Annotated in this window: 18 protein-coding genes; 8 read left to right on the forward strand and 10 right to left on the reverse strand. The window is 71.8% G+C overall.

What is annotated here, in order from left to right; translation table 11 throughout:
- A complete protein-coding gene (locus J3P30_RS13430; protein WP_210481511.1) occupies positions 1-1083 on the reverse strand; it encodes a hypothetical protein in 1083 nt (360 codons plus the stop codon).
- A 160-nt stretch (positions 1084-1243) separates the two neighbouring features.
- On the opposite strand from J3P30_RS13430, the gene J3P30_RS13435 reads away from it, so the two are divergent.
- The 5 genes from J3P30_RS13435 to J3P30_RS13455 all read left to right on the forward strand — a co-directional run bounded on the left by J3P30_RS13435 (position 1244) and on the right by J3P30_RS13455 (position 3966).
- Positions 1244-1753: a hypothetical protein gene (locus J3P30_RS13435; protein ID WP_210481512.1), complete on the forward strand. Its 510-nt coding sequence runs from the start codon at positions 1244-1246 to the stop codon at positions 1751-1753.
- A 74-nt stretch (positions 1754-1827) separates the two neighbouring features.
- Positions 1828-2613 carry a hypothetical protein gene (locus J3P30_RS13440; protein WP_210481513.1) on the forward strand — a complete coding sequence of 262 codons (786 nt, stop codon included), beginning with the start codon at positions 1828-1830 and terminating at the stop codon, positions 2611-2613.
- A gap of 73 nt (positions 2614-2686) precedes the next feature.
- Positions 2687-3076, forward strand: a complete 390-nt coding sequence (locus tag J3P30_RS13445) for a VOC family protein (protein ID WP_210481514.1) — start codon at positions 2687-2689, stop codon at positions 3074-3076.
- 250 nt (positions 3077-3326) lie between these two features.
- A complete protein-coding gene (locus J3P30_RS13450; protein ID WP_210481515.1) occupies positions 3327-3479 on the forward strand; it encodes a hypothetical protein in 153 nt (50 codons plus the stop codon).
- 79 nt (positions 3480-3558) lie between these two features.
- The gene (locus J3P30_RS13455) at positions 3559-3966 is read left to right on the forward strand and encodes a DUF3054 domain-containing protein (RefSeq protein WP_210481516.1); all 408 of its coding nucleotides are present in this window, start codon (positions 3559-3561) and stop codon (positions 3964-3966) included.
- Between the two features lie 37 nt (positions 3967-4003).
- Here J3P30_RS13455 and J3P30_RS13460 read toward each other — a convergent pair whose 3' ends face one another.
- Positions 4004-4357: a nuclear transport factor 2 family protein gene (locus J3P30_RS13460; RefSeq protein WP_210481517.1), complete on the reverse strand. Its 354-nt coding sequence runs from the start codon at positions 4355-4357 to the stop codon at positions 4004-4006.
- A 72-nt stretch (positions 4358-4429) separates the two neighbouring features.
- Positions 4430-5095, reverse strand: a complete 666-nt coding sequence (locus J3P30_RS13465) for a response regulator transcription factor (RefSeq protein WP_210481518.1) — start codon at positions 5093-5095, stop codon at positions 4430-4432.
- Positions 5096-5227: 132 nt separating this feature from the next.
- Between J3P30_RS13465 and J3P30_RS13470 the strand changes: the two genes are divergently transcribed.
- Positions 5228-5515: a GlsB/YeaQ/YmgE family stress response membrane protein gene (locus tag J3P30_RS13470; protein WP_210482011.1), complete on the forward strand. Its 288-nt coding sequence runs from the start codon at positions 5228-5230 to the stop codon at positions 5513-5515.
- 146 nt (positions 5516-5661) lie between these two features.
- Here J3P30_RS13470 and J3P30_RS13475 read toward each other — a convergent pair whose 3' ends face one another.
- The gene (locus tag J3P30_RS13475) at positions 5662-5847 is read right to left on the reverse strand and encodes a hypothetical protein (RefSeq protein WP_210481519.1); all 186 of its coding nucleotides are present in this window, start codon (positions 5845-5847) and stop codon (positions 5662-5664) included.
- A gap of 151 nt (positions 5848-5998) precedes the next feature.
- Between J3P30_RS13475 and J3P30_RS13480 the strand changes: the two genes are divergently transcribed.
- Together J3P30_RS13480 and J3P30_RS13485 are read left to right on the forward strand one after the other, a co-directional pair.
- Positions 5999-7042 (forward strand): winged helix DNA-binding domain-containing protein, encoded by a 1044-nt coding sequence (locus tag J3P30_RS13480; RefSeq protein ID WP_210481520.1) that lies wholly within the window; start codon positions 5999-6001, stop codon positions 7040-7042.
- A 40-nt stretch (positions 7043-7082) separates the two neighbouring features.
- Positions 7083-7574: a hypothetical protein gene (locus J3P30_RS13485; protein WP_210481521.1), complete on the forward strand. Its 492-nt coding sequence runs from the start codon at positions 7083-7085 to the stop codon at positions 7572-7574.
- Positions 7575-7722: 148 nt separating this feature from the next.
- Here the strand turns inward: J3P30_RS13485 and J3P30_RS13490 are convergent, their stop codons facing one another.
- The 6 genes from J3P30_RS13490 to J3P30_RS13515 form a co-directional block, all read right to left on the reverse strand.
- Positions 7723-8916 carry an NAD(P)-dependent oxidoreductase gene (locus tag J3P30_RS13490; RefSeq protein WP_307807508.1) on the reverse strand — a complete coding sequence of 398 codons (1194 nt, stop codon included), beginning with the start codon at positions 8914-8916 and terminating at the stop codon, positions 7723-7725.
- Positions 8917-9098: 182 nt separating this feature from the next.
- Positions 9099-10601, reverse strand: coding sequence for an FGGY-family carbohydrate kinase (locus tag J3P30_RS13495; protein ID WP_210481523.1), 1503 nt, complete (start codon positions 10599-10601; stop codon positions 9099-9101).
- Positions 10598-11620 (reverse strand): ABC transporter permease, encoded by a 1023-nt coding sequence (locus J3P30_RS13500; protein WP_210481524.1) that lies wholly within the window; start codon positions 11618-11620, stop codon positions 10598-10600. The genes J3P30_RS13495 and J3P30_RS13500 overlap by 4 nt, the downstream gene beginning before the upstream one ends.
- Positions 11617-12636, reverse strand: coding sequence for an ABC transporter permease (locus J3P30_RS13505; RefSeq protein ID WP_210481525.1), 1020 nt, complete (start codon positions 12634-12636; stop codon positions 11617-11619). The genes J3P30_RS13500 and J3P30_RS13505 overlap by 4 nt, the downstream gene beginning before the upstream one ends.
- Positions 12633-14303, reverse strand: a complete 1671-nt coding sequence (locus tag J3P30_RS13510; protein ID WP_210481526.1) for a sugar ABC transporter ATP-binding protein — start codon at positions 14301-14303, stop codon at positions 12633-12635. Before J3P30_RS13510 ends, J3P30_RS13505 begins: the two co-directional genes overlap by 4 nt.
- Positions 14304-14386: 83 nt before the next feature.
- Complete coding sequence (locus tag J3P30_RS13515; protein ID WP_210481527.1) at positions 14387-15400, reverse strand: sugar ABC transporter substrate-binding protein; 1014 nt, start codon at positions 15398-15400, stop codon at positions 14387-14389.
- Positions 15401-15578: the final 178 nt, after the last annotated feature.

Genomic DNA, 15578 nt, shown 5'->3' on the forward strand with positions numbered 1-15578 from the left:
TCACCCGCCCTCGACGATCCGCACCTCCCCGTCCGAGCTGAGGAACACCGAGCCCGTTGCGGGATCGACGGCCACCGCGATCCCCAGGGTCTGGAAGCCCTCAGGCGTGGCGTCGGCCGGCCGGAGCAGCTGGACGACGGTCAGCGTCGCCAGGTCGAGGACGCCGACGGACCACCGCCGGCAGCCGGTGACGTAGGCGCGACGAGCGGACGGATCGACAGCGATGTCGAAGGGGCCGCCGGGCGCGCGATCGCCGCAGCGGAGGACGCGCAGCACCTTCCGAGTGGCCGTGTCGACGACGGTCACGGTGCCCCAGCCCTCGTTCAGCGCGAGCAGCATGCCGCCGCCCTCGTCCACCGCGAGCTTCCCGTGCCCGGTCAGCGGCCGGTAGGACCCGATCGCGAACCGGTCGAGGATCTCCAGGCTGGTGGTGTCGATCGCCGTGACACCCTCGCCGTCGCTCACGAAGAGGACCCCGAGGTCCGGGTCCACCGCGACTCCGCGGGGGTGGGGCCCCACGGGGATGAGCCCGAGGAACTCCCGCGTGCCGGTGTCGACAACGGCGACGCCCGGATCGCCGGACGCGACGAAGAGCCGTGATGTCGAGGGGTCGAGCGCCATCCGGCCCGCGTGGGCCGTGCCGCGGAGCTCGATCCTGCCGAGGATCTCGTGGGTCGCCGCGTAGAGGACCGTGACCGCGCCGACGCCCCGGCCGTCCTCCGCCACGTACACCAGCCCGTCGTCGACGAGGATCGTGCCGGGACCCCCCTCGATCGCGATCCGGTCCACGACCTGCCGCGATCCCACATCGATCACCACGATCCCGTCGTCCGTCGGGGCGTAGAGCTCTCCGGTCCCCGCGGCGAACGCGATGGAGTCGGGCGTGACGATCGGCCCGGTGGGGATCTCCGCCGAGACCTCGGGCACCACGGAGGGCGCGGTGATCGTCGCGTCGGCCGCCGGCAGGGGCGAGCCCGCCGGCGTGGGCCGCGGCAGCGACGTTTCGTCCTGAGGGGCGCAGCCGCCGACTGCGACGACGGCGAGGGCGATGACGCCGAGCCGACGAGCCCCGGCTGCACGCATGACGAGCCTCCTTCCCGGCATCCTCCTCGGGACCTCGCCTCGGCACCAGGGCGAGCTCCGGGAAGCTGCAGGTAGAGCCCGCAGGCGCCGAACCGCCGCTCCCGTGCACCGGGCGATCGAGGCGTGCCGCTTGAATGGATCCCGGGGGAGAGGAGACACCATGGCGACACGAGCCCGGCGGGCATCGAGGACACAGGTCGGCGGCTGGCTGCTGGCCGGGGCCGGCGCGCTGCTGCTGCTCGCGTTCTTCGGCCCGTACATCGGCGTCTCGATCGACGGCTGGCTGATGAACCTGCTCTTCCACGCCGCGCTCGCGGCCGGCTTCGGCTTCCTCGCCGCGAACTCGACCGGTGCGATCCGCGTCGCCTTCGCGGTCGCCGCCCTCGGCTGGGGGATCCGCATCCTCGGCATCTTCCTGACCATCGGCGGGCTCTTCGGCCTCGGCGACCTCCTCGCCGTCGTCGGCGGCATCGTGGGCGCCTCGCTGCTCCTCTCCGCGACGAAGACCGCGGGCCGCGCCGGCGCGATGATGCTGCTGATCGCGACGATCCTCAGCCTCACGTACGTCTTCCCAACGCTCGTCGCCTTCCTCGGGCCGGTCCTCGAGACGGTGCCGGCCGTGTTCGGCGGAGCGCTCCTCGCGGCGGGCGTCCTGCTCACCCGCCGATAGGCGCGACGGGACACCACCGAAGTCGGGCCCATCGGCCGTAGCAAGAGCGGACAGGTCGGTCTACCCTCCGTCCAATGAGCGATCCCGAGCCGGACGTCCGACGATCCCCGGTGCTCGGAATCGCCGCCGTCGTCGTCGCTGCCGCGGCCATCCTCAACCTCGTGTTCCCGGTCCTGGGGCCGCTCGCGGTGCTCGGCGCGCTCGGACTCGGCATCGCCGCCGTCGTCACGGGGCGGGGACGCTGGCCCGGGGTCGCCGCCCTCGCTCTCGCGGGGGCGCTGCTCCTGGCGTTCGTCGCGTCCGGTCTCGGGTTCACGTTCAATCCGAGGCAGCAGGGGATGCTGGCCGCCGCCGCGGCCATCCCGCCGCCCGAGGGCTTCGAGGTGGCGGATCCTCCGGTCGGGATCGGGTACTGCGGATGGTTCGCCATCGCGTGCGACCAGGCGGAGGTCGTCTGGTCCTACCGCCCCACCGAGGCCCGCTCCGATGCGGCGGCGCTCTGCCGGCCCTACCTCGAGTGGGCCGAGGCGAGGGGCGTGCGCAACGTCTTCGTCCTGCCGGCGAGCGAGTGGCGCGGCTGGTACGACGCCGAGGCGGACGGGATGTACGGGAAGGGCGGCGAGCGCACCTACACGGTCGGCTCGGAGGAGGCGCTCCGGGTGTGCCTCGACGTCGTCGGTCACCCTCCCCGTGCGGATGCGCCCCTCGCGGAGCGCCTCCTCATCGTGGGGACGACGTCGCTCGAGAACGAGTCCGACATCTTCGTCGCGCAGATCGCGCGATCGCAGAGCATCCCCGACGGCAGCGACGACCCGAGCCGCGGCCCGTTCATGATCATCGGCTCCCTGCACAAGCGCTGACCCGTCCCGCCCACTGGCGCCCCTGCGGCACTATCGTCGCTCCCACAGCGCTGCCGGATCGGGAGGAGCACCCATGGAACGAGTGACCGGGATCGGCGGCGTCTTCTTCCGCGCCCGCGATCCGGAGGCGCTGAGCGCCTGGTACGACACGTACCTCGGCATCCCGCGGACGCCCACGAGCTACGACTCGCCGGTCTGGCTGCAGGAGCCCGGGCCGACGATCTTCGCGCCCATGCCCGACTCGGAAATGTTCCGGCCCGGTGCGCAGTTGTTCGTCAACTTCCGCGTCAACGACCTGGACGCGATGGTCCGCCAGCTGCAGGGGGCCGGCGTCGCCGTCGAGGTCGACGCCGAGACCTACCCGAACGGCCGCTTCGCCGCGCTCGAGGACCCCGAGGGCAACCAGATCCAGCTGTGGCAGCCCACGACTCCGGATGCCGACCGCACGCGCGAGCACGACTGATCCGCTGTCCCCGCTGTCGGGGCTTCGCGCGACCTTCCCGGGGGTGTCCGCCTCACCTTTCGCACGGCAGCTCCGACCCGCCCGCTGCAGGGGACGACCGCCCGCTCCCGGCGCCCGGCTCCCGTCGCCGAGCGTTCTCACCGCGTTTGCTTGCCGTCCTCTTCGGCGGTGCAGTGTGGCGGGCAAGCATCCCGGACGATCATCGCCTCACGGCGCGTTCGGGACGCCGGGTATGAGGAAGGGAGTGGTCATGCAGGACATCGTTACCGACAGGCGGGCTGCGATCGTCGGGACAGGGGAGCCGTCCGGGCTTCCCCCGCTGATCACCCCCGACCTCGACCTGGTCGAGTGGCCGTGGCACGAGGGGACCGAAGAGGACCCCGCCTGGTACCTCACCGACTGACGGTGCGGCGAGAGCCGGTCGCGTAGCGGGCGCGACCGGCTCAGTCATTCCCCGGCCCGGCCCGGTTAGCGTGGACGGGATGTCGCCACGTTCCCGTCCCGTGCTCGCCTGGGCGATCGACGTCGTCCTGCTCGTCGCGTTCGTGCTCATCGGACGCGCGAGCCACGGCGAGGGCCTCGCGGGGTTCGTCACGACGCTGCTGCCGTTCCTCGTCGGCTTCCAGACGGGCTGGCTGCTGCGCTCCGGTCAGCCGCCGTTCGCGGTGCTCCGGTCGGGCGCCGTCGTCTGGCTCGCGACCCTCGTGCTCGGGCTCGCCCTCCGCGCGCTCAGCGGCGGCGGCACCGCGCCGTCCTTCGTCGTGGTCACCGCCGTCGTCCTCGGAGTGTTCTTCCTCGGCTGGCGCGCCCTCGCCGTCGTGGTCGGCCGCCTGCTCGGGCGGCGGGGAACGCCGGCTCGGCGGCGGCTGGGGGGAGGCCCGAGCAGCTGACGCGTGCGCGGCCGTCCGCGATCGGCGGGGCCTGGTGTCAGCTCGGCAGCTCGACGTTGAAGGAGCGGATCTCCGTAATCTGCCCTTCGACGAAGTCGTAGATGTCGCAGGACGCGACCTCGGACCGGTCGCCCGTCGAGTCCACGTAGTGGGCGATGCTGTCCACGACCACGGTGTCGCCGGATGCGACGGACCGGAAGCGCTCGAACTCGGTCTGGGTGCCCTTCAGCTCCGCCTCGGTGGCCTCGAGCAGCGCGACGACGGCGTCCTTGCCGACGAGCGGCTGCTCACCCACGAGGGTCCAGACGATGTCGTCGGCGAGCCGGGGGATCGCGGGTTCGAAGTGGTGGCTGGAGATCGCTCGCGCGACGTCTTCGTTGGTGAGCTCCATGCCGTCACTGTGGCATCCCTCGCTCCACGCGGCCGCTGAGGGCGGCGGCGTGTCACGCCCGGTTCTGCAGCCTTACGGCCCGCCCTGCCAGTGGTCGATCCGGTGGTAGTCCGGTGCGAAGCCGTGGTCGACGCCCCACAGCACCGCCTGAGTCCGGCTCTCGACGCCGATCTTCCGGTAGATGCTGCGGATGTAGGACTTCACCGTGTTGGGGCTGAGGTAGGTGATCCGGGCAACCTCGGCGTTGCTCTTGCCCTGCGTGATGAGCGCGAGGATCTCGGACTCCCGGTCGGTGATGCCCTCGCGGCGCCCCGGCCAGTCGAGTCCCATGGCCGTCCCGGCACGCGGCGGCGGCTCCTGGAACACCTGCTCCCCGGCGGCGATGCGCTCGATCGCCGCGACGAGCTCGCGTGCGGGCATGGTCTTCGAGAGGTAGCCGTCGACGCCCTGCTTCCGGGCGTTCTCGATCAGCTCGGGGGCGAAGTTCCAGGTGTAGATCGCGACCTTGCGTCCTCGCGCGTTCCGCACGATCGCCTCGATGGCTTCGGCTCCGGACTCCGGCTGGGCGAAGGAGTCGTACAGGACGACGTCGACCTCGTCGTTCACCGCGTGGTTGGCGTCGATCTCGGCGACGACGATGCGGTCCTTGTACTTGTCGAACATGTGGGCGAGCCCGATGAGCACCACGTCGTAGTCGTTGACGAGTGCCACGCAGATCGGCTTACTCAGGGCCGCCATAGGGCAAGACGCTACCCCCCGCAAGGGTGTAGTCAAACACCTTGAAGGGTGGTTGATTTACCCGTATCCCGGCACACGTCCGGGCGGAACCGCACGCCACTGCGTGCGCTAGGGAAGGCGGACATCATGGGTTTGATCTGGACGATCCTCGGCCTCATCGTCATCGGCCTCATCGCGGGCGCGATCGCACGTCTGGTCGTGCCGGGCAAGCAGGACATGTCGATCGGGATGACCATCGTCCTCGGCATCGTCGGGTCGTTCGTCGGCGGATTCCTCGGATTCCTGCTGTTCGGCGCGGACCCGGCCGGCGGCTTCCTGCAGCCCGCGGGCATCATCGGCTCGATCATCGGCGCGATCCTCGTGCTCGTGATCTACCTCGCCGTCTCGCGCCGGCGCGGCGCGAGCACCCGTCGCGTCTGACCTCGGTCCCGGCCTGGCGCTTCTGACGCCGTCACGGATCCCAGCGTCCGGTCGTCCTCCTCACCCGGGGGCGACCGGACGCTTCGTCGTGCGCGGGCCCACTGCGAGCCTGTCGTGGGAGAAGGGCGCCGGTTCGCCGGCCCGGCTCAGGCGATGAGCTGGTGAAGGTCGACGCCGAGCAGGATCACCGGCCACACCAGGATCGCGAGGATCCCTTCGATCAGGTTGCCGACGATGTTCCACTCGACGAGGTAGCCGCGGAAGCTCGCGACGACCACGCCGATGAGGAGGTAGATGATGCCTACCAGGCTGATGCCGCCGCCGCGTCCCATCGCTGAAACCTCCCGCACCCCATCCGGCCACCCTGCCGGATGAGGCGATCGTAGACCCGGGGACCTGCGGCGTTCGAGATCCCTGCACAGTCCGCTCTTGCGGCGTCGACGGACGGCTTTGCCGTTTCGCGTCGGTCGCTAGGTTGAGCGCATGCTCACGGTGCGGGCGTTGAACCGGACGCTGCTGCGCCGGCAGCAGCTGCTCGAGCGCACGTCGATGCCGACGCTGGATCTGGTGCGGCACCTCATCGGCCTGCAGGGGCAGGACAGCCTGCCGCCGTATTTGGCGCTCGCCGCCCGCCTCGACCCCTTCGACCCGGCCGAGCTCTCCGGCGCGATCGAGCGGGGAGAGGCGGTCCGGCTGCTCACCATGCGCGGGACGGTCCACGTGCTGGCGGCCGAGGACGCGCTGGTGCTCCGGCCGTGGGTCCAGCCCGTGCTCGACCGGATCAGCGGCGCCAACCAGACCAACCGCGAGGCGCGCGGCGTGCCGGTCCCGGATCTCGTCGCGGCGACCCGCCGCATCCTCGACGACGGGCCGGTCACGGCGAAGGGGCTGGGGGAGAGGCTCGCCGAGGAGTTCCCCGGCGTGCCGGCCCGCGCTCTCGCGCAGCGGGCCCGCGAGCACGTACCCCTGGTCCAGCTGCCGCCGCGCGGCCTCTGGCGCCGATCGGGGGGACTCGTCTACCAGACCCTCGAGCATCACCTCGGCCGGCCGATGCGCGAGCCGGACGTGCGCGAGCTCGTCCGCCGCTACCTCCGCGCGTTCGGCCCGGCGACGCCGGCGGACATGTCGGCCTGGTCCGGCGTCACCAAGCTGGGTCCGGTGTTCGAGGCGGTGCGCGAGGAGCTCGTCGAGGTGCCGGGCGCGGACGGCCGCACGCGCTTCGACCTGCCCGGCGCGCCCTACGGCGATTCGGACGAGCCCGCGCCCGTCCGGATGCTCGGGACGTACGACAACGTCTGGCTCTCCCACGCCGACCGCTCGCTGATCACGACGCCGGAGGCGCGCGCCCGATGGCTCGGCAGCAGCGGCGGGGTCGCGAGCGTCGTCCTCGTCGACGGATTCATCGGCGGCCTGTGGCGCTGGCGGAACGAGGACGTCCAGCTGGAGCTGTTCGCGCCGCTCACCACCGGACAGCGCGACGAGCTCGACGAGGAGGTCGAGCGCGTGCGGGGCATGCTGCGCGGCTAGCGTCATCCGGATCCCTTCCGCCGGCTTCTAGGCTCGTCCCATGACGCTGACGCAGGAGAGCCTGACCAACGCCGGATTCGCGGGCTTCGTCCCGGTCGCCGACCTCGCGACCGCCACCGTGCCGGCCGAGCCGGGCGTCTACGTCGTGCTCCGCGAGGACGGGAACCAGCCTGCGTTCCGCGCCGAGAGCGTCGGAGGCTGGTTCAAGGGTCACGACCCCTCGGTGCCGGTTGCGTCCCTCGACGATGCGTGGGTACCGGACGCGCAGCTCCTCTACGTGGGCGGCACCGGGAACGGCGAGAGCGAGGCGACCCTGCGCAGTCGGCTCGAGCAGCTGAGGCGCTTCGCCGCCGGCGAGCCCGTCGGGCACTGGGGCGGCCGCTACCTCTGGCAGCTCTGGGACCGCCACCGCCTCCTCGTCGCGTGGATGCCCGTGCCCGCGGCCGAGGTGAGGGACGTGCAGCGTGAGCTCCTCGCCGAGTTCTGGGACGAGCACGAGGCCCTGCCGTTCGCCAACCTCCGCTGGCCCTGACCGAGTCCGCGACGTCGGATCCCGACCGCGGTTCGGGCCGACCACAATCCCGCCGACCGCGTTTCCCGCCGAGATGCCACCTGGTGCTGTCAGAACCGCTAGATGGCAGCACCAGGTGGCATCTCGAGGGCTCGGTGGGCGCCGTGCGTCAGGCGGGAGCTGCGGCGAGGCCCGGGATCGGACGGCCGTCGCCCCAGGCGGTGATCGCCTCGACGGCGATCCGCGAGTGCTCGACCACCACGTCCGCCGATGAGCCCGCGATGTGCGGGGTCAGCGTGACGTGGTCCATACCGAACAGCTCGTCGTCGGGCGACAGGGGCTCGCGGTGGAAGACGTCGAAGCCGGCGCCCGCGATGCGCTTCTCGCGCAGCACCTCCCGTAGCGCCCCCTCGTCGATGATCGCCGCCCGGCCCGCGTTGATCAGGTAGGCATCAGGACGCAGGAGTGCGAGCTCGCGGCGGCCGAGCAGCCCCTCGGTGTCCGGGGTCAGCGGCACGTGCACGCTCACGATGTCGGCCGTCGACAGGACCTCGTCGAGGTCCACCACGTCCGCCTCTTCGCCGAAGGCGTCAGCCGGCAGGAACGGGTCGTACACCTTGACCGTCATCCCGAACGCCCGCGCCCGTCGCAGGACGCGGCTGCCCACGGCGCCGCCGCCGAGGATGCCGAGCATGCGTCCGCCGAGCCCGATGCCGGTGAACTTCTCATAGGACTCGAACACGTCCGACTCGGACCAGTTGCCCGCCCTCAGCCACCTCTCGGCGGACGAGAGGTGCCGGACCGTCGCGAGCAGCAGCGCGAAGGTGAAGTCGGCGGTGACCTCGGCGTTGCGCCCCGGGGTCGTGGCGACCGGGATGCCGCGGCGCGCGCACGCGGCGAGGTCGACGTTGACCGGGTTGGCACGGCAGGACACCACGAGTCGCAGTCCGGGTGCGAGGTCGAGCGTCGCGTCGTCCACCTCGTCCAGCTCCGTCACAAGGACCTCGGTGCTCGCGAGCACGGCCGCGGGAACGCGGTCGGCGAGCGGCCCGCCGGCCCGTGAAGGCGGGAGGACGGTGACGTCGAAGCGCCGGCGGAGCTCCGCCACGGCACCCTCACTGAAAGGTGCAGTGATGAGGATGTGCGGACGTTGCCCTGCCGCTGTCACGATTGCTCCCTCTTCCGTCGCTGGTCGCCGACTCTCCAGTCTGTCGCAGTCCCGTTGCGTGCTCGGACAGGGCGCCGGGGACGGCCTGAGCCCGCGGATCAAGTTCCCAACGCCAGGTCTGCACGGATCAGGAGATCCGGCTGCATGCCGCGTCTCCGCCGGTGACGAGATCCCGTCCGCGGCCCCGTCCAGCACGGATCCGGAGATTCGCCCGCCACGCCGAGGTCAACGGCCGCCCGACTCGGCATGTCGCCCGATCCTCCGGATCCGCGCAGATCCTCCGGATCGGTGCAGGTCCTCCGGATCCGTGCAGGTCCTCTGTCCTGAGGTCCTCCGGCTCTGCAGTTCCTCCAGATCCGTGTCGCCGCAGCGCCGCGTCAGGACCGCAGCGCCCGCAACGCCTCCCACTGCGCGCGCGCCGAGTCCCGGATGTCGAGAAACACCCGGTGCGCTGCCGCGTAGTAGGCGTGGGCGTCGGGGTCCGGCTCGAAGGTCGTCGTGCCCGACGACATCCGCTCCACCGCAGTCTCGAGGTCGGGGACCTGCCCGGACGCGACGAGCGCCACGATCGCCGCGCCCCGCGCGCCCACCTCGGCATCGCCGCGCCGGACGGGCCGTCCCGACACGTCGGCAAGGATCTGGCACATCAGGTCCGAGTCGGACCCGCCGCCGCAGACGGCGATCGGACCGCGCAGCTCGAGCAGGTCCAGCGACTCCGTGAGCGAGTGCACGAGACCCTCGTAGACGCTGCGGAGCAGCTCGCCCGGGGTGGTCGTGACGCTCATGCCGTGCCAACTGGCGGACGCGTCCGGGTCGACGAACGGGGCGCGCTCGCCGCTGGGCGAGCCGTAGGGCAGGTACAGGACGCCTCCGGATCCGCGGGGAGCCGCAGCCGCTGACCGCTCGACCGTGCGCCAGTCCGCGTCCTCGAGCCGCAGCGTCGCGCGGACCCAGTCGAGGTTGGGCGTGCCGCTCATCGTCGAGAACGCCTCGATCACCTGGGTGCCGCGACCGGTCGCGAGCGTGATGCCGAAGTCCGTCTTGAGGCCGTCGCGGGAGGCGTGGGTGACGCCGACGGTCCCGGTCGTGCCCAGCACGATGAAGCCCGTCTCGGCCTCGACGGCGCCGAGCCCGACGGCGGAGGCCACCGTGTCGACCAGGCCCACGGCGACCGGAATGCCGGCCGGAAGGCCCAGCTCACGCGCGGCAGGATCGCTCAGCGTCCCGGCCACCGAGTACGGGTCCTGCACGGGAGGCAGCAGGCGCCGCAGCTCCTCCTGCCCGAGCTCCGCGAACAGCCGGTCCGAGTACCCGATCTCCTGAGTGTCGAGGTACGTGCGCGACGCCTCCGAGGGGTCCGTTGCCTTCTCGCCGGTGAGCCGGAAGCGCACCCAGTCCTTGCAGTTGAGGTGCAGGGCGGCGCGGCCTACGATCTCGGGTTCAGTCTCCGCGAGCTCCGCCAGGAGCACCGGCAGCGCACCCGCGAAGAGCGGGGATCCGGTCGCCTCGTGCACGGCGCGGGCGCGGCCGTCCTCGAACCAGCCGCGGACGCGATCCCCGGCCCGGCCATCCATCCAGAGCGCCGCGCTGCGGACCGGACGGTCGTCGGCGTCGAGCAGCCACGCGCCATCGCCCTGGCCGGTCACGCCGATCGCAACGACGTCGGCGCCGGGCACCTCCGCGAGCGCCTCGCGAATCGTGTGCACCGTCGCGCGCCACACCTCGTCCATGTCGCTCTCGGCCACGCCGCCGTCCTCGCGCGTGACCGCGACCGAGTAGCGGGCGAGGGCGAGGATCCCACCGTCGGGGGAGAAGAGCACCGACTTCACCGACGTGGTGCCCGCGTCGATGCCGAGGACGACCGGCGTGCGGTCCGTCATCCGATCGCCGCGGCCCGCACCGCGGTCGTCCGCCTCGCCTGCTTGGCGATGAGGAAGGCGAGCGTGAGGGCGACGAGCAGCACGAGACCGCGGAGGGCGGCCTTCGCGTTGAAATCGAGCCCGAGCAGGTCCAGCCCGTTGTTCAGCATGCTCAGGAACAGGACGCCGGCGAGCGTGCCGAGGACGTTCGGGCGCGCCCGCGGGTGCATCGAGGCGCCGATGAAGACCGCGGCGATCCCGTCGAGGAGGTACGAGAAGCCGGCCATCGGCGTGTAGATGCGCAGTCCGGAGCTCAGCAGGATGCCCGCGACGGCGCACGTGACCCCGGCGGCGATGTAAATCCCGGCCCGGTAGCGGCGCGTGCGGAGGCCGGCGGTGCGGGCGGCGCTGTCCTGCAGCCCCATCGCCTCGATCCGGACGCCGTGCTTCGAGCGCTGCAGGTACAGATAGAACACGACGAGCACGATCCCGACGAGGAGGACCTCGTTCGGGATGAACAGAGTCGAGCCGCTCGTCAGGGCGCGGAAACCCTCGGGCGCATCCCGGTAGTTGATGTTCGCGCCGCCGCCCGTGCCGATCTGCTGCAGGCTGCGACCGATGAAGAACGTGCCGAGCGTCGCGAGGAAGGGCGTCACCCCGAGCGTCACGATGAGGAACGCGTTGACGGAGCCGACGAGCGCACCGCCCGCGAGGGCGCAGAGCACGGCGAGCGGCCAGGGCAGTCCGTAGGTCGCCATCGCCGCGATCGCGAACCAGGCGCCGAAGTCGAGTGCCGTGCCCGCCGAGAGGTCGATGCCGCCCGACGAGATCACGAGGGTCAGCGCGAGCGCGATGAGCAGCAGGATCATGCTGCCCTGCAGCGCGTTCAGGAGGTTGCTGCCGCTCAGGAACGACGTGGCCTGGACGCTGAAGAACACGAAGAGGGCCGCGAAGGCCGCGAGGAACGCGTACCGGGCGATCCACGATCCGCTCGAGCGGAGGGCGCCGACGAGGCCGGGGCGGGTGTCGGTGGTCGTCACTTGCGCTCCCGGTGCTGCAGGGCGGCCGCGGCCACGACGATGAGGATGAGCACGCCCTTCCAGCCGTCGATCCAGGAGTTGTTGACCCGGGTCAGGACGAGCCCGTTCGAGAGCAGGGCGACGAAGGTCGCGCCGAGCATCGCGCCGAGGACGTTCACGACGTTGCGGGGCGAGAACGCGGCGCCGATGAACGTCGCGAGCATCATGTCGACGAGGAGCCGCTCGTCGATGCCGGGGCTGCTGCCCGAGCCGCGCGCGACGAGCAGGACGCCCGCGACGGCGGCCGCGACGCTCGCGAGCACGAAGGTCGACGCCACGATCCGGGTGGTCCGGATGCCGGCCGAGCGCGCGGCGTCCAGGTTCCCGCCGGTGGCCTGCAGGTTCATCCCGTACCGGGTGCGGTGGACGAGGAAGGCGACCACCGCGAAGACGAGCAGCATGATCCAGACGGCGACCGGGAGGCCGAGGAGCTCCTCGTCGCGGATGTAGAGGATCGCGGGATCCGTCACGTCGATGCGCCGGTTCTCGCTCACGACGCGCGTGACGCCGACGACCGCGACGTAGGTCGCCAGGGTGGCGAGGATGGCGCTGAGCCCGACCACCGTGACCAGGACCGCATTGACGAGGCCGACGACGAGCGCGGCGAGCAGAGCGAGCAGGAACGCCTGGGGGAGGCCCGCGCCGCGGTTGGTCAGCTGGTCGCTGAGAATGACGGTCGCGAGCGCCGCCGACGCCGGGAGCGAGAGGTCGATGCCGCCCGAGACCACGTCGTCCCCGCCGCCGATCACGACGATCGCGAGGCCGAACGCGACGACGGCGATCGGCGCGGTCTGCTCGAGGCTCGACAGGATGTTCGCCTGCGTGAGGAAGAACGGGGACGCCAGCGCGAGGTACACGCACACCGCGGCGAACAGGATCAGCGGCCCGCGGCGAATCGCGAAGCGGAGCACCCGGGCGCCCGTCGACTCGGTGGCGAAGGGTCCGGCGCTCGGCCTCGTCGTGGTGTCCGTGCTCATGAGGCGCTGCCATCGGCGCGGTCGGCGATCGCGGTGTCCGCGGAGGCCGGGGCGGATGCCGGGGCTGCGGTTCTCGCGTCGGCGGTCGGGTCGCCCGCGGCGCTGCCGGTCATGTGGGAGATGAGCTCCTCCTGGGTGAGGTCGGACGCGGGCACGTCGAGCACGACGCGGCCGCGAACCATGACGACGATCCGGTCGCAGAGGCCGAGCACCTCGAGCGGGTCGTTGGACGCGATCAGCACCGCGGCGCCCTCGTCAGCGAGGCCCGCGACGAGGCGATAGATCTCCTGCTTTGCGCCGATGTCGACGCCCACCGTCGGGTCGTCGAGCACGAGGATCCCGGCGTCCGCCGCCAGGGCGCGGCCGAGGACGACCTTCTGCTGGTTGCCGCCGCTCAGGAGCCGCGTGGTCGCCGTCCGATCGGCGGGCCGGATGTCGAGCTTCTGGATGAGCCCGTCCGACCGCGAGGCGAGGAGCTTCGAGCTCAGCAGCCCGAGCCGCGACGCTCGGCCGAGGGTGGACAGGTTGAGGTTCGTCTCCACGCTCTGCTCGAGCACCAGCCCGTCGTGGCGCCGGTCGCGGGGGATCAGCACGAGGCCGGCCTCGAGGGCGTCGGCGGGCGACGCGATGCCGCTGTCCCGGCCGGCGATGCGGATGCTCCCGGTGCGGTGCCGGCGGAGGCCCACGACGGTATCGACGACCTCGGCCGTGCCCGATCCGAGCAGCCCGGTGAGGCCGACGATCTCGCCGCGCGCGACGTCGATCGAGACGTCCGCGAAGGTCGCGCCGTCGCCGAGGCCGCGGGCGCTGAGGGCGATCCCGTCGCCGCGGGCGTCGCGGTCCTGCCCGTTCTCCCCGTCGCCCTCGTCCCTCCGATCCGCGCGATTCTTCCGCTCCGGGAAGAGCTGGTCGACGTCCCGCCCGATCATCCGGCGGATCAGCTCGCGGCCCGACGACTCGACGATGGGGTCGACCACACTGACGTCGGTGCCGTTGCGGAACACCGTCGCCCGGTCGCAGATCTCCGTGATCTCGCCCAGGTAGTGCGAGACGTAGAGGCTCGCGATGCCCTGATCGCGAAGCCGGCGGATCGCGCTCAGCACGCGCTCGCCCTCGGCGGCGGCGAGCGGCGCGGTCGGCTCGTCGAACACGACGAGGCGCGGCCCCTCCTGGACGAGCGCGCGGGCGATCTGCACCAGCTTGCGCTCCGCGGGTCCGAGGTCCCGGATCAGCCGCCGCCCGTCGATGGCGGTCCCGAGCACCTCCTCGAGGATCCGCTCCGCGCGCGTCCGCATCTCGCGGCGCCGGACTCCGAGGGGACCGACGAGCTCGGCGCCCATGAACACCGACTCGGTCACCGAGAAGGTGGGCACCAGCTGCAGCTCCTGGTGCACGAAGCGGATGCCGCGGGAGCGGACCGCCGCCGGCGTCACGTGCGCGAGCTCCTCGCCGTCCACCCGCATCGTCCCGCTGTCGGGCGCGTAGATCCCGGCGAGCACCTTGATGATCGTGGACTTGCCTGCGCCGTTCTCGCCGACGAGGCCGTGCACCTCGCCGGGCCGCACGGTGAGGCCGGCGTCGTCGAGGGCCTTCACGCCGGGGAAGGTCTTCGAGATGCCGGCCATCTCCAGCACCGGGGTGCCGGGCGGGGCTTCGTCGACGGTCACTTCGTGGTCCTCACGTTGGGGGAAACGCCGAAGTTCCCCCGCGGGAGGACGGGGGAACTCGGCTGCTCGATCCGGTGGTGCGGCTACTCCTTGTCGTAGCCCAGCTGCTCGTAGACCTCCCGCGCCTGCTCGGGCCCGGCGACCGGAAAGACCTCGGTGTAGCTCTGCCGCTCGATCTCCTCGCCGGAGAGGTAGGCGGCGACGTTGTCGGCCGCGACGGTCGCGATCTTGCGGGGCTGCTGCGCGACGTTGCCGACGAACGGGCTGCCCTCCTCCATCATGATCTCGAGCGTGTCGGGGCCCGCGTCGATAGCGGTCACCTTCACCTCGGTGCGGCCGGCCTCCTCGAGGGCCTGGACGACGCCGATGGCGGGCTGGTCCCAGCAGGCGACGTGGATGGCGGCGAGCTCGCCGACCGGGTAGCGCTCAAGCAGGGAGAGGGTCTGCTGGCGGGCGTCCTCGGGGGAGTTCGCGAACTCCTCGGCGAGCTCCGGCTGGAGGATGGTGACGTCCGGGAAGTTGGTCTCGAGCGCCTCGCGCCACGAGTCGTAGCGGACGCCGCAGAACTCGAGGGACTCGCCGAAGGCGTTGAAGACGGCGACGTTCCCGGTGCCCTCGATGGCCTCGCCGAGGATGTTGCCGATCGCCTCGCCCGCGGCCTCGTTGTCGGACTGCGAGTTGTTCACGGCGCTGGGGGAGTCGCGGTCGACGCCGAAGACGGGGATGCCCGCGTCCTTCAGCTCGGCGAGCTTCGGCTCGACGGCGTCGTCGCCGAGGATCGTGATGACGGCGTCGACCTGCTGGCTGAGGAACACCTCGTGGTTCTGCGCGTGCACGGTGTTGTCGCGTCCGCCGTCCGTGGTGAGGACGGTGCCGCCGAGCTCCTCGATCCGCTCGACCGCGCCGTTGAACGCCTCACGGTCCCAGAAGTGCTGCGTGCCGACGACGGCGACGCCGATGGTCTTGCCGGCGAGCGGCTGGTCGCCGCCGCCCTCGCCCAAGCCGGCGGTCTGGCCGCTGCTCGCGCTGCAGGCGGTCAGGGCGAGACCGGCGGCCAGGATGGCCCCGGTGAAGGCGAAACGGTGCTTGCGGATCATGTCGGTCCTCGTGGTCTTCGGTGCTCGCGCGGTGCGATGCGCGGGGTGCAGGGTCTGGCGCAGCGAGCGTCCGCTGCTCCCTGAAGGCTAGGAACCGGGTCTAACGAGGACCAAAGCGGGCGTCACATTGCGACACGTTGGGCGTGCGTCCGGCGTCGTCGCGCCGGTGGGTGCGGTC

The organism is Naasia sp. SYSU D00948 (genome assembly GCF_017916515.1).
Taxonomy (GTDB): domain Bacteria; phylum Actinomycetota; class Actinomycetes; order Actinomycetales; family Microbacteriaceae; genus Naasia.